Raw genomic sequence first — 13,009 nt, 5'->3', positions numbered from 1 at the left:
CGCCAGCCGGCGCCGGCGAACAAGCCTGCCCGGGGTTACGGAATGGACAGGATTCGCCGTCAGAAGGGCTGCTTGGCCATCCAGGGAATGATGCGGTCAAACGCGTCTTCCAGCCGCTCGCAGGTGGTTGAAAAACTGATCCGCAGGGCGTTGGTACAGGCTTCCCCGAAGGCATCGCCGGGCACCACACACACGCCCGTTTCCTTGAGCATGCGCAGGGCCAGGTCGGAGCCGTCCACGTTCGGCGGCAGATCCGGAAACGCGAAGAAGGCGCCCCCGGGTTTGTAGCCGGTCAGGTACGGTGTCTGGTCAATCAGCTCCACCACCTTGTCCCGCCGCTCCCGATACACATTCACCATGTCCCGCACGCACTGCTGATCGCCGGTGAGCGCGGCGACGCCGGCATACTGGGCCGGGGTATTGGCCACCGATGTGGTAAACATGTGATAGCGGCGCAGTGACTTGATCGCCGCCTGGCTGGAGATGACCCAGCCCACCCGCAGCCCGGCCATGCTGTAGGTCTTGGAGAAGCTGCTGATACACATGATGTTGTCCAGGTCGACCGAGCAGTTCAGGACACTGGCAAAATCGTCGTCATCGAAAATAAGGTGGTCGTAAACCTCGTCCGCGTACACCTGGATGCCACGGTAGGCGCATTCCTCCAGAATGGTTTCCACCGTGCTGCGGGGGTACACGGCGCCGGTGGGGTTGTTGGGGTTGTTCAGCACCAGCGCGAACGTGCGTGGCCCCATGGCCCGGATCACCTCGTCCGGGTCCAACTGATGCTGATTCTCGGCCCGGGTGGGCACATACTTCACCTCGCCGCCGTTCATGCGGATCAGGGGCGCATACAGCAGGAACGACGGGTCGGTGACAATGAACTGCCGGCCCGGCGCCGAGGTCGCCGACAGCGCCAGGTACATGGCTTCGGTGGCGCCGCTGGTGATCAGAATATTGTCCCGGGTGAGCTTGCGGTTGTAACGGCGCCCGTAGTAGTCGCGCAGGGCCACCAGCAGCTCCGGCAGCCCGGCGTCCATGGTATAGCCGGTCTGGCCGGCGTTGAGGGCATCGATGTAGGCGTCGACGATGTGCCTGGGGGTCGGCTGATCCGGCTGGCCAATGGACAGATGGATCACATCCTTCATGGTGGCCGCCATATTCACCAGCCGGCGAATTCCCGAGACCGGAACCGCCTGCATCGCCGGATTCCAGCTCGCCTTGGCCTTGCGGTACTTCACCTTGCGGGGCTTTTCAGGCGTGCTGTCGCGGTTGGGAACATCGGCCATAAATCCCTCCTTCGGGTCTGGATGACAAGGACCTCCCTTGCAGGGTAGACACGAAAAACCGGGGCTACAAGGTAAACCCCTCCGGGTTGACCCGGTCATCGCCGCCCACCAGACTGTAACAAGCGCCAACCGGCCGGGGCCGGTTGTCAGTCACCACCCAGCGGAGGAGCCATGACCGAGAACACCCAGCCCGTCGTCACGGTACTGACCGCGCCGGGGGAGCCCGAGCCGCCCGGCATTGACAGCCTGAGGGCCCGCGCCCAGGTGCGCTTTGCCTGCGACGAGCAGACCCTGCGCGCCACCCTGCCCGGCACCGACGTTTTGATGGTGACCGATTTCCGGACCGAAGCCCTGGCAGCGGCCTGGCCGGCGGCGGATCGGCTGCAGTGGATTCACGCCACCAGTGCCGGCGTGGACGCCCTGATGTTTCCCGCCCTCATCGAAAGCGACGTGGTGGTCACCAATGCCAAGGGCATCTTCGATCGTGCCATTGCCGAATACGTGCTCTGCACGCTGCTGATGTTTGCCAAGGATTTTCCGACATCGATCCGCCTGCAGCAGCGCCACGAGTGGCGCCACCGGGAGACCGAGCGCGTCGAGGGCCGACAGGTTCTGGTGGTGGGCGCCGGCTCCATTGGCCGGGAAATCGCCCGTCTGGTCCGGGCCATCGGCATGGAGCCCCACGGCGTGGCCCGGACCCCGCGCCGGGACGATCCGGACTTCGTCGCGGTTCATGGCAACGATCAGTTACTGGACCTGCTTGGTCACTTCGACTATGTGGTGATCGCCGCGCCCCTTACCCCCCAGACCCGGGGCCTGTTCAACGCCGATGCCTTCCGGGCCATGCGCCGGAGCGCGCGTTTGATCAACATTGGCCGGGGCCCCATCGTCGATACCCAGGCCCTGGTGGCCGCCTTGGAAGCCGGCGAGATCGCCGGAGCCGCCCTGGATGTATTCGAGGAGGAACCCCTGCCGGCGGATCACCCCCTGTGGGACCTGGACACCGTCATCATGACCGCACACATGGCCGGCGATGTCATTGGCTGGCGACGGGCACTGACCGATCAGTTCCTGGACAACTTCGACCACTGGCACCGGGGTCGCCCCCTGTTTAACGTCGTGGACAAACGGCTCGGATATGCAGGCGAGCGTTGAGGCCGGTCACGGATACGAACAGGGGCAGCCCGAGAGCTGCCCCTGTTCGTTCAATCCATGCCGCACCGGCCTTTTCAGCCACCGGACAGCGACTGCCCCGACGGGTCGATTTCCATTTGCTTGATGGCGATGACGGCCTGGGTCCGGTTGCGGACCCCCAGTTTCCGGAACACCGCGGTGATGTGCGCCTTGATGGTCGCCTCGGAGACATCCAGGTCGTAAGCGATCTGCTTGTTCAGCAGTCCCTCCGCCAGCATGCCCAACACCCGGAACTGCTGGGGCGTCAGCGACGCCAGCCGTTCGGAGAAGTCGGTGGCCTCAGACTGCATGCGCTCGATTTTTTCGGCCACGCCCTCCGGCAGCCAGACATCCCCTTCCAGGACCGCCTGGATCGCTTCGGTAATGGTCGGCAGGGGAGCCGACTTCGGAATGAAGCCGGATGCCCCGTAATCGATCGAACGCCGCATCACCTGCAAGTCCTCGGAGCCCGACACAACCACCACGGGCAGACCGGGGTACTGTCCACGCATGAACACCAGCCCCGAAAAACCGTGGGCCCCCGGCATGTTCAGATCCAGCAGGATCAGGTCCGCATCGGGGTGCGACTCCACCGCCGCCTGCAGTGACTTGATGCTGTCGACCTCCACGGTCTCCGCACCCGGCACTGCCTGATTGACCGCCTGCTTGAGTGCTGCGCGAAACAGGGGGTGATCATCAGCGACGATAATTGTTTGTGCCATTCAACAGAGTCCTCACAGGTTGTTGGCAACAGCCGGCGTTACTTGAACGCCCGGCTGTTGATCAGATCATCCACGACGCTCGGGTCCGCCAGGGTGGACGTATCGCCCAGCTGATCGTGTTCGTTGGCGGCAATCTTACGCAAAATCCGGCGCATAATCTTGCCAGAGCGGGTCTTGGGCAGTCCAGGCGCCCACTGGATCACATCCGGAGAGGCAATCGGACCGATTTCCTGACGAACCCACTGCACCAGCTCTTTCTTCAGGGCATCGGTCGGCTCCTCGCCCTGCACCAGGGTGACGTAAACGTAGATGCCCTGCCCCTTGATCTCGTGCGGATACCCCACCACGGCCGCTTCGGCCACCTTCTCGTGGGCCACCAGGGCACTCTCGATTTCGGCGGTGCCGAGTCGGTGGCCGGAGACGTTCAGCACGTCGTCCACCCGGCCGGTGATCCAGTAGTAGCCATCCTCGTCCCGACGGGCACCGTCACCGGTGAAATACATACCCTTGTAGGTGCTGAAGTAGGTCTGCACGAAGCGTTCGTGATCACCGTAGATGGTCCGCATCTGGCCGGGCCAGCTGTCCAGGATCACCAGGTTGCCCTCGGTCGCGCCCTCCAGGATGTTGCCCTCGCTGTCCACCAGCGCCGGCTGGACTCCGAAGAAAGGCACCGTGGCGGACCCCGGCTTAAGGTCGATGGCGCCAGGCAGGGGCGCGATCAGAATGCCGCCGGTCTCGGTCTGCCACCAGGTATCCACGATCGGGCACTTGCCGTTGCCGATCACCCGGTGGTACCACTCCCAGGCCTCGGGGTTGATGGGCTCACCCACGGAACCGAGCAGTTTCAGGCTCTCACGGGAGGTCCCCGCCATGCAGGACTCACCCTCGGCCATCAGGGCACGGATCGCCGTCGGCGCGGTGTACAGGATGTTGACTTGGTGCTTGTCCACGATCTTGCCGATCCGGGAGCTGTCCGGATAGTTGGGCACGCCCTCGAACAACAGGGTGATGGCACCGTTGGCCAGGGGGCCGTACAGGATGTAGCTGTGGCCGGTTACCCAGCCGAAGTCAGCGGTGCACCAGTAGACGTCACCGTCGTGGTAGTCAAACACATACTGGTGGGTCATGGAGGCGTACACCATGTAACCCCCGGTGGTGTGCAACACGCCCTTGGGCGCACCGGTGGAGCCGGAGGTGTAGAGCATGAACAGCGGGTCTTCCGCGTTCATCGGCTCCGGATCGCACTCCGGCGACGCGGCCTTCATCAAGTCCTCATAACGGAAGTCACGACCTTCGGTCCAGGGCACCGCCTGATTGCCGGTGCGGGTCACCACGATGACCGTCTCGACGTTGGCCGCTTCCTCGTGACGCAGAGCGGCGTCCACGTTTTTCTTGAGCGGGATGGTTCGGCCACCACGCAGCCCTTCATCAGCAGTGATCACATAGCGTGACTTGCCGTTGACGATCCGGGCCGCCAGAGCTTCCGGCGAGAAGCCGCCAAAGACCACCGAGTGGATGGCACCGATGCGGGCACAGGCGAGCATGGCCACGGCGGTTTCGATGATCATCGGCATGTAGATGGTGACGACGTCGCCCTTCTTCACACCCCGGCTCTTGAGCACATTGGCGAACCGGCAAGTGGCCTCGTGCAACTCGCGATAGGTCACGTGACGGGATTCGGACGGGTCATCGCCCTCGAAGATGATGGCGGTCTGGTCACCCCGCGTTTCCAGGTGGCGATCCAGGCAGTTGGCGGAGGCGTTCAGTACGCCGTCCTCGAACCATTTGATGGACAGGTTGTTGTAGTCGTACGTGGTGTTCTTGACCTTGGTGTATGGCTTGATCCAGTCGATCCGCTTGCCATGCTCGCCCCAGAAGGTGTCCGGATCCTCGATGGACTGACGGTACATGGCCTCATACTGTTCGCGGTTCAGCAGCGCGCGCTGGGCCACCTCGGGACTGACCGGGTATACGTGCTTGTCTGTCATTGTGCTCCCCCTTGATTCAGAGTCTGTTGTCATTGTCGGTTTTGAAATAGAGCGGCGGGCCTGCCGGGCCCGGAAGACGGATAGTGCTAGTTCTACCTGTGTGCCACCACACAATGAATTAGACTAACGTCCTAATGCGCCTGCACTTTTAGACAGAAACACACGGAAAAGTGCAGGAAACGGACAGAAAATCGCTCAAAAAGGAAGCTGTCTCAAGAATAGACGGGAACGGGGGAAGCGCAAGGTCCGGCCCCCGGCGGGCCGGACCTTGATTCAGACTCAGGCGGCCTGTTTCTTTCTCGCTTTGGCGGAGCGCAGGCTGTACAGCTTGCGCTCCTTCAGGGCGTAGCGGTTCAGCCCCGCCAGGTGGATCTTGCGCAGGTAGACGGACCAGTCGATGCGACGGGCATCCACCGGGAACAGGGCCTGATCCACGGCCCCCATCCGGGCCGACAGGGCCAGCAACTCGTCGTTGCGGAAGATGTAATCGGGCGCCGTGTAAAAACCGAAGATGGTGGCCAGCGAGCGGGTGGTATCCAGATTGCGCAGCATCTTCAGCTCCCGGCTCTGCCCCAGCAGCCTGAAGACCCGGTCGGCCAGGCTCAGGGGCAGACGCACGCCCCCCATGATGGCATCGAACAGGCGTCGGTTGACGGCCACGAACGGCTTGGTGGGCTGCCGGTAGAACAGCGAGTCATAGGCGGCATAGTTGGCTTTCGACTCCGCCATCAGGTGGTCGATGAACTGCCCCAGGGAAATGGGGTTGGAGCTGCCGCTGCAGCACTGGTACACACGCGGGCCGGCGGGAGCCGACAACGCCTCGGCCAAGGCCAGGACAATGGCGTTGGCGACCAGGTCCACCGGGATCACGTCGATCACGCCGGAGCGCTTGCCGGGGAACAGGGTCACCTTCTCCCGGGCATAGGCCAGGATGATGGCGTCCGCCACCTTAACGCCCTCGATCCAGCCCGGCACCGGTTCTTCCAGAGCGCTCTCAATGATGGAGGGCCGGACAATGGTCAGAGTCCGGCCGGCAAGTGCCTTCATCAACAGTTGTTCGCCCAACCACTTGGTGAAGGTGTAGGTGTCGCTCCAGCCGTAGCGGTTGGCCTCGCGGATGCCCAGCTCCACCAGTTTCTTTTCCAGAGTTTTGCCGGAGTATCGGGAGCGGACGTCGGCGATCTTGTCCTGCAGCAGACGCACCAACTCGGAGATTTCGTAGTAGCCGTGTGCGGTCCGGGGTATGGCTTCCCCCGCCGGCTTGATGACGGATTCCGTCACTTGCCCCGAGTTCATGCCATTGACGTAGCAGGTGGAGACCTGAATAACCGCCAGGTCAGGATTGCGCGCAGCCAGATCGGCGATGTTGTGCAGGCACAGAGTGTTGATGGCCAGTGCCTTGTCGAGTTCCTCGCGGAAGTTGACACTCGCCGCGGAGTTGATGACGGCGTCCAAGCGGCCGGCCAGGGCCCTGAACTCGGCATCGGCCAGACCAAACCGGGCTTCGGTGACTTCCCCGGTAACGCAATGGACCCGCTCCTCCAGAAACGCCTCGAACCCGTCGTTGTCCTCCGCCCTCAGGCGTTCAAATACGGACGAGGTCGCCACTTCATTCAGAAACCGGCTGCGGGCATCCGGATGCCGCTTGTTCCCACGGATCAGCAGGTGAATGCCGCCGATGTCCGGCACCGCACGGATCAGTTTTTCCAGAACCACCTTGCCCAGGAACCCAGTGGTGCCGGTGATCAGAACGTGCTTGCCCCGAAGCGTTTCCAGGACGTTCGAGGACGACTCGGTGGATACATGCGGTGTTGCCATGGGAGAACTCCTTCTCAAGTATCGGATCTTCACCGAAAGACATTGCATATTGCGGGCCACGATCGCGGGCACCTGCTCAATCGTTGCACAGTTTCCATGGCAACATGGTGACACACTGCAAAGTTGCGATACAAAAAAATACCCCGGGCGGCCGCGCCCGACCGCTTCAGGACCGGGGTTTTCGAGCCTTTCCGGCCAGCGAGCGCAGCAGCTCGTCCAGGGCGATGTCCGCCGGCTGCTCCCGCAACACCTGGAGCAGGCGTTCCTGATCACCAAAGCTGACCCGGTCATACACCGGCTCCGCCCCGGTCTCGTGGTCCTCGCCGACAGGATCGGCCGCGGTTTCCGGCGCAGCCAGCTGGTCTGCCAGATCCCGAAGATGACGGGCCATCCGCTGTCGCAGGTCCGCCGGCACCCGCTCCCACGGCAGCGCCGCCAGACCGGTCTGGACGATCTCGATGGCGTCGCCGTCGAGCGTGCGCCCTAGTAGTGCAAAAAGCCGGTTGAATGCTTCATAGCGCAGCATGACATCGGCGTCATCCCGGGCCAACACGGTGTCCAGCTGCTCGATGGCCCGCTGGCAGGTCTGACGGGCACTTTCGGCAGGAGCCACCGGTGCCGATACCGGGCTTCGCGCCTGCCTGCGGGCCGCCGAATACCAGTAAGCGGCAATGCCCGCCTTGCGGGGAGGCAACTGGGACAGACGGACCTCCAGCATGTCCACCAGGGTATGAAACTGCCGACAGGAGGGGTCGGAAGCCGGCAGCAACGCCACCGGCCGCTGAGTCAGCACCGACTGGCGCAGGGTCTCGTCGCGCCAGATGGCCCCCAGATAATGCAGGGAGTCGCCCAGGTGCCGGCGCGCGGCGGCGTCCAGGCGCTGAAACACCGAGCGTGCCTGGCTGGCCCCCTGGGCCATGTTGACCAGAATACTCGGCCGCCGCCGGTAACCGCGTCGCCTCAAGACCTTGATCAGGGAAAAGGCATCGGTCAGGGACGCCGGGTCCGGAGTTACCACCACGCAGGCCAGCTCGGCGGCGGCGATCATGTGCAGCGTGGTCGCCTGCAGGCCGGCGGCGGTGTCGATGAGGATATAGTCATAGCGGCGCTCCAGGCGCGCCAGCGCGCCCAGCACCCGGGCACTGTCCTCCGGCCCCAGGTCCATGCACGCCTGGACGCCGGAAGCCCCCGGCACGATGTGCAGACCGTAGTCGGCGTGCAACAGCACATCCTCGATCCGGCAGTCTCCGCTGATAACGTCGGCCAGGGTTTTCTTGGGGTAAAGTCCGACCAGGATACTGACGTTGGCCAAGTCGGTATCACCGTCCAGCAACAGCACCCGATGCCCGAGCCGCGACAGGGTCAGGGCCAGGTTCAGGGCCACCGAGGTTTTCCCCACGCCGCCCTTGCCTCCGGCGATGGCAAGGGTTCTGGGCAGGTCCGGATTGTGCTTGGAGGTGGAGGAGCTGGAGGTCATCGGCGTGCGTTTTCATCCATGGCAATTCAAAGCCCGTCGGGCTAACCTGTAAAAATTCTACACATATCACAGATCAGATCATATATTGCTTAAAAAAAGAGCAATAACTATTTAATATGTACAATTTATTGTCTAATCTCACTGGACAATAAAAAGAAAGACTGATGTCCCTATTGGTCACTTGATATTGGGCGCTCGTTCCGGGCGGCAAGCGAGTTTTATGCACATGGCGCCAGACATTCAGCTACCGAGCCTTCCGGAGGTCACCCTACGGGCGCTTGAGGCATGCCACCAGGACGCGAACTATCGGACCATCACCGACATCGTTTCCAACGATACCGCACTGGTCACCCGAATCCTCGCGCTGGCCAACTCGGCACTTTATGGCCCCGCCACCCGCATACGCTCCATCGACCAGGCTCTGCTGCGGCTGGGCACCCGCCGCTTTCATACCCTGGTCCTGACCGCCGCGCTCCGCCAGCTCCTGTTCGAGCTCGGTGGTGACGAGTGGCAGCAGCTGCGAGACTTCTGGCGCCATTCCCTGACCACCGCCCTTACCGCCCGCGCCTTGGCGACGCTGACCAGCTACCCCGAACCCGATGAAGCCTTCATGCTGGGCATGGTTCACAACATCGGCGAACTGATCGCCATCAAGACCCGGGAACCGGAAACCAAGCAGTACTACTTCACCCATCAGGCCGACCTGGCCGCCAACCTGGTCACAGCCTGGGGTCTCGGCCCCATGGCCGCCGACGCCCTGCGCTACCAGCAGGCATTGCCCAATGAACTGCGGGACGCCGGTCACTTGGTCAAGGTCATCAGCCTGGCCACCCGCCTGGCCCTGAACGATGCCTCCGGTATCGCCGCGGCGGGCACCGTGTTCGGTCTGAGCGAGGAACTGACCCGGGAAATCCGCCGCCGCATTGACCACGAAGTCGCCGGCACCGCAGCCTCCCTGGGCATCCCTCTGGACGAGACCTACGATGGCGAGGACGCCACCCGCAAACTGCGTCAGGCCATCCTGAGCCAAGCCATGGCCAGCCAGGCCATCGGTCTGGCGGACCTCGCCGGTGGCCGCCAGGACATTCTTGCCGAAACCGTTGCCAGTCTGACCCTTGTGACCGGCTACCCGGCCCTGTGCTTCGGCCCCGTCGAGCAGTCGCTGGTGCTGCTGTCCGGCAGCTGCGGACCGATGCCGGAACTCAGCGTGACCTCAACCCGGGGCGGCAGTGTGCTGACCGAGGCGTTCCACACCCACCAGCCGCTCGCCCTGGGCGAGCGCAGCCCCACCGTGCTGGACCGGCAGCTGCTGTCGTTGCTGCACACGCCCTCGCTGCTGGCAATACCGGTGGTGATCGGCACCGATTGTCCCGGAGTCTTTGTGCTGGGCACGGAAACCTCGCCCGGGCCGGCGACGCTGGAACGGGCCACCCTGTTTGCCCAGCAACTGGGCCGGGTCCTGGCCCCCCGGCAGAACGATTGCGAAGCGATGCCGGACTCCGACCGGCTGCGACAGGAACTGGAACGGGAGCAGCTGCGCCGGCAGGTGCACGAAATCAGCAACCCCCTGACCATCATCCGTCAGTACATTTACCAGCTCAGGGGCCGGCTGGAGGACACGGACCTCCAGCGGGAACTGGACGTGATCCGGGACGAACTGGACCGGGCCGGCAACCTGCTGCTGCAAATGAGTCACAGCGACACCCCCGCCCGCACCGACCAGGGCGTGGAACTTAACGAGGAGCTGCGAAGCCTGGCAAGGATCCTGGAGGACACCCTGTTCAGCCGCGATAACCGGCAACTGCGTCTGGCCCTGTGTCCGGCACCGACGACCATTCGCGGCAAGGCCTCGTCGATACGGCAGGTAGCGCTCAACCTACTGCGCAACGCCGCGGAAGCGTTGCCACCGGACGGGGGCCAAGTGACCATACGAACCTCCGCCCCGATCTGGCAAAATCACCGGACCTGGGTGGAACTGGAAATCAGCGATACCGGCCCGGGCATCCCCGAGCACCTCAGGGAACGTCTGTTCATGCCGGTCAGCAGCACAAAGGGAGAAGGCCACAGCGGTTTGGGCCTGAGTATTGTGAAGCAACTCATTGATGACATGGAGGGCATCGTTGCCTGCCGGACCAGCCAGGAAGGCACCACCTTCCGGATCCTGTTCCCGGCGGCGACCAGGAACGACAACGAGACAGATTGACGATACAGGTACCGACCGATGACACCGGAACATACGGAGCAGCCACGCAGTCAAGCGGTCTCGGCGCGCATTCTGGTTGTAGATGACGAGCCCCGCCTCCTGAACACCCTGGCCTCCCTGCTGCGTCAGCAGGGTTACGACGTCACCGCCGCTACCGGTGGCCGACGGGCCTGTGAGCTCATCGACCAGCACCCCTTCGACCTGGCGTTGCTGGATCTGCGCATGGCCGACGTGGACGGCTTCGATGTCATGGCCCACCTGGCCAAGTGCCAGCCCGATTGCGGTGCCGTCGTGGTCAGCGGGGAAAGCGCCTTTACCGCGGTCAGTCGTGCCCTGCGCCGGGGCGCCCTCGACTACATCCGCAAACCGTTCGACCCGGAAGAACTGCTGGCCACGGTGGAAAGCGTACTGAGCCAGCAGTCGCTGGTGCGCGCCCACGAGCACATCCAGATGCGCCTGGAGAAGTCCGAGGCGCTGCATCGCTACATCGTCAACAGCTCGCCGGACATCGTGTTCATGCTCGATGAGGACGGGCATTTCTGCTTCGTCAACCACAAGGTGGAAAGCCTGCTGGGCTACACACCTGCGGAACTGTGCGGCAAGCACTTCCGCCATGTACTGGACGACCGCGACGTGGCCCGGGGCATGTACGCCCTGCAGGGCCCGGGCATTTCAGCGGACAACCCCAGGACTTTGGAGGTGCGTCTGAAAACCCGGGGCAGCCGGCGCGCCACCCGCCACTTTGAGATCACCGCTTTCCCGGTGGACCCACAAACCTGGCCGCCCAGCAGCAACCTCGCCGGCGAAGCCAGCGGCAAGACCGCCCGCTACTACGGCATTGCCCGGGATGTGACCGACCGCAAGGAAGCCGAGGCGTTCATCAATTTCCAGGCCTATCATGACCTCTTGACCCGACTGCCCAACCGGGCGTTGTTCAAGGACCGGCTGGAGCTGGCCATCACCCAGGCCCGCCGCAATCAGCAGAAGCTGGCGGTGATGTTTCTGGATCTTGACCGTTTCAAGATCGTCAACGATACCCTCGGCCACGCCATGGGGGACCGCCTGCTGCAGGCTGTCACCCACCGGTTGACCCAGTTCCTGCGCAAAGGCGACACCCTGTCCCGTTTCGGCGGCGACGAATTCACGCTGCTCCTGCCGTCCATCCACAGCCACGACGATGCGAAGCACATCGCAAAGAAGCTGATCCGGGCGCTGCGGGCGCCCTTCCAGCTCGGCGAGCATGAAGTGTTTGTCGGTGTCAGCATCGGCATCGCCGTCTTTCCGGAAGCCGGCAGCACCATGGACCAGCTGATCCAGAGCGCGGACATTGCCATGTATCACGTCAAGGCCCGGGGCAAGGACGGCTATCGCTTCTACTCGGAAAGCATGAGCGTCGACACCGCCAGCCGCCTCAGCCTGGAGCGGGACCTTCGGCTGGCCCTGGAGCGGGATGAGCTCAAGGTCTACTACCAGCCGCAGGTGTGCTCCCAGAGCAACCGCATCGTCGGCCTGGAGGCCCTGGTGCGCTGGCAACACCCCGAAAGGGGCCTGCTCTACCCCGGCGACTTCCTGCCGCTGGCGGAGGAAACCCGGCTGATCAGCCAGGTCAGCGAGCGGGTCCTGGACCGGGCCTGCAAGGACGTGGGGCGCTGGATCCGTTCCGGCCATCCGGATCTTCGACTGGCCGTCAACCTGTCTCCGGTCCAGGTGGAACACCCCCGTTTCGTGGAGACCCTGATGCAGCGGGTCCAAGCCCATCAGTTCCCGCCTGAAAACCTGGAAATCGAGATCACCGAGAACGTGATCATGAGCGACCTGGAACAGATCAGTCAGAAACTCCGGGAGCTGGCCGCCTTCGGCGTACGCATCGCCATCGACGATTTCGGGACCGGTTACTCCTCGCTCAACTACCTGCACCGCCTGCCCATCCACACCCTCAAGGTGGATCAGTCCTTCGTCAAAGCCATTCGCAGCGGCGAGGACGGCGCCTGCATCGTCAACGCCATCGTGGCCATGGCCCACGGCCTGAAGCTCGAAATTGTGGCCGAGGGCGTGGAAACGGATGAGCAGCTGGATTACCTACGCAGCCTGGGCTGCCACCAGGTACAGGGCTTTTTCTACGGCCCGGCCCGCCCGCCCGAGGACATCAACCGCCTGCTGGGCAGCTGGCCGGCCCGGGTAGCCTCCTTCTAGCCACTAAGATTGTCCAACACTCCAAAACCAAACCATGACCCGGTTTGCAAAGTGTTTCTTTGCGTTACCGCATGTATCCGAAAATGCGGAGTGCGCCACACAATTGCCCAAGCCTGTTCTCTAATCTCAAGTCTCACGTCGCTGATACC

8 protein-coding genes are annotated in these 13,009 nt (G+C 63.3%); 3 read left to right on the top strand and 5 right to left on the bottom strand.

The window, feature by feature from the left end; translation table 11 throughout:
• Positions 1-59 precede the first annotated feature (59 nt).
• The gene (locus BTO32_RS14425) at positions 60-1,286 is read right to left on the bottom strand and encodes a pyridoxal phosphate-dependent aminotransferase (protein ID WP_076725339.1); all 1,227 of its coding nucleotides are present in this window, start codon (positions 1,284-1,286) and stop codon (positions 60-62) included.
• Between the two features lie 171 nt (positions 1,287-1,457).
• On the opposite strand from BTO32_RS14425, the gene BTO32_RS14420 reads away from it, so the two are divergent.
• Entirely contained in the window at positions 1,458-2,441 is a 984-nt protein-coding gene (locus BTO32_RS14420; protein WP_076725338.1) for a D-2-hydroxyacid dehydrogenase, read from the top strand.
• 74 nt (positions 2,442-2,515) lie between these two features.
• Here BTO32_RS14420 and BTO32_RS14415 read toward each other — a convergent pair whose 3' ends face one another.
• The 4 genes from BTO32_RS14415 to BTO32_RS14400 all read right to left on the bottom strand — a co-directional run bounded on the left by BTO32_RS14415 (position 2,516) and on the right by BTO32_RS14400 (position 8,464).
• Positions 2,516-3,181 (bottom strand): response regulator, encoded by a 666-nt coding sequence (locus BTO32_RS14415; RefSeq protein WP_076725337.1) that lies wholly within the window; start codon positions 3,179-3,181, stop codon positions 2,516-2,518.
• A 38-nt stretch (positions 3,182-3,219) separates the two neighbouring features.
• Positions 3,220-5,169: an acetate--CoA ligase gene (gene acs / locus BTO32_RS14410; RefSeq protein WP_076725336.1), complete on the bottom strand. Its 1,950-nt coding sequence runs from the start codon at positions 5,167-5,169 to the stop codon at positions 3,220-3,222.
• A 279-nt stretch (positions 5,170-5,448) separates the two neighbouring features.
• A complete protein-coding gene (locus BTO32_RS14405) occupies positions 5,449-6,987 on the bottom strand; it encodes a fatty acyl-CoA reductase (RefSeq protein ID WP_076725335.1) in 1,539 nt (512 codons plus the stop codon).
• Between the two features lie 166 nt (positions 6,988-7,153).
• The gene (locus BTO32_RS14400) at positions 7,154-8,464 is read right to left on the bottom strand and encodes a MinD/ParA family protein (protein ID WP_076725334.1); all 1,311 of its coding nucleotides are present in this window, start codon (positions 8,462-8,464) and stop codon (positions 7,154-7,156) included.
• Positions 8,465-8,684: 220 nt separating this feature from the next.
• On the opposite strand from BTO32_RS14400, the gene BTO32_RS14395 reads away from it, so the two are divergent.
• Both BTO32_RS14395 and BTO32_RS14390 read left to right on the top strand, forming a co-directional pair.
• The gene (locus BTO32_RS14395; RefSeq protein WP_076725333.1) at positions 8,685-10,667 is read left to right on the top strand and encodes an HDOD domain-containing protein; all 1,983 of its coding nucleotides are present in this window, start codon (positions 8,685-8,687) and stop codon (positions 10,665-10,667) included.
• 18 nt (positions 10,668-10,685) lie between these two features.
• Positions 10,686-12,860, top strand: coding sequence for an EAL domain-containing response regulator (locus BTO32_RS14390; protein WP_076725332.1), 2,175 nt, complete (start codon positions 10,686-10,688; stop codon positions 12,858-12,860).
• Positions 12,861-13,009: the final 149 nt, after the last annotated feature.

This window comes from Marinobacter lutaoensis (genome assembly GCF_001981305.1).
Classification (GTDB): domain Bacteria; phylum Pseudomonadota; class Gammaproteobacteria; order Pseudomonadales; family Oleiphilaceae; genus Marinobacter; species Marinobacter lutaoensis.
This window is presented reverse-complemented; position numbering and strand designations above follow the sequence as displayed.

Coding starts and splice junctions, on each gene's coding strand:
- BTO32_RS14390 (WP_076725332.1), top strand. CDS start 10,686: ATGACACCGGAACATACGGAGCAGCCACGCAGTCAAGCGGTCTCGGCG.
- BTO32_RS14420 (WP_076725338.1), top strand. CDS start 1,458: ATGACCGAGAACACCCAGCCCGTCGTCACGGTACTGACCGCGCCGGGG.
- BTO32_RS14415 (WP_076725337.1), bottom strand. CDS start 3,181: ATGGCACAAACAATTATCGTCGCTGATGATCACCCCCTGTTTCGCGCA.
- acs (WP_076725336.1), bottom strand. CDS start 5,169: ATGACAGACAAGCACGTATACCCGGTCAGTCCCGAGGTGGCCCAGCGC.
- BTO32_RS14425 (WP_076725339.1), bottom strand. CDS start 1,286: ATGGCCGATGTTCCCAACCGCGACAGCACGCCTGAAAAGCCCCGCAAG.
- BTO32_RS14395 (WP_076725333.1), top strand. CDS start 8,685: ATGCACATGGCGCCAGACATTCAGCTACCGAGCCTTCCGGAGGTCACC.
- BTO32_RS14400 (WP_076725334.1), bottom strand. CDS start 8,464: ATGACCTCCAGCTCCTCCACCTCCAAGCACAATCCGGACCTGCCCAGA.
- BTO32_RS14405 (WP_076725335.1), bottom strand. CDS start 6,987: ATGGCAACACCGCATGTATCCACCGAGTCGTCCTCGAACGTCCTGGAA.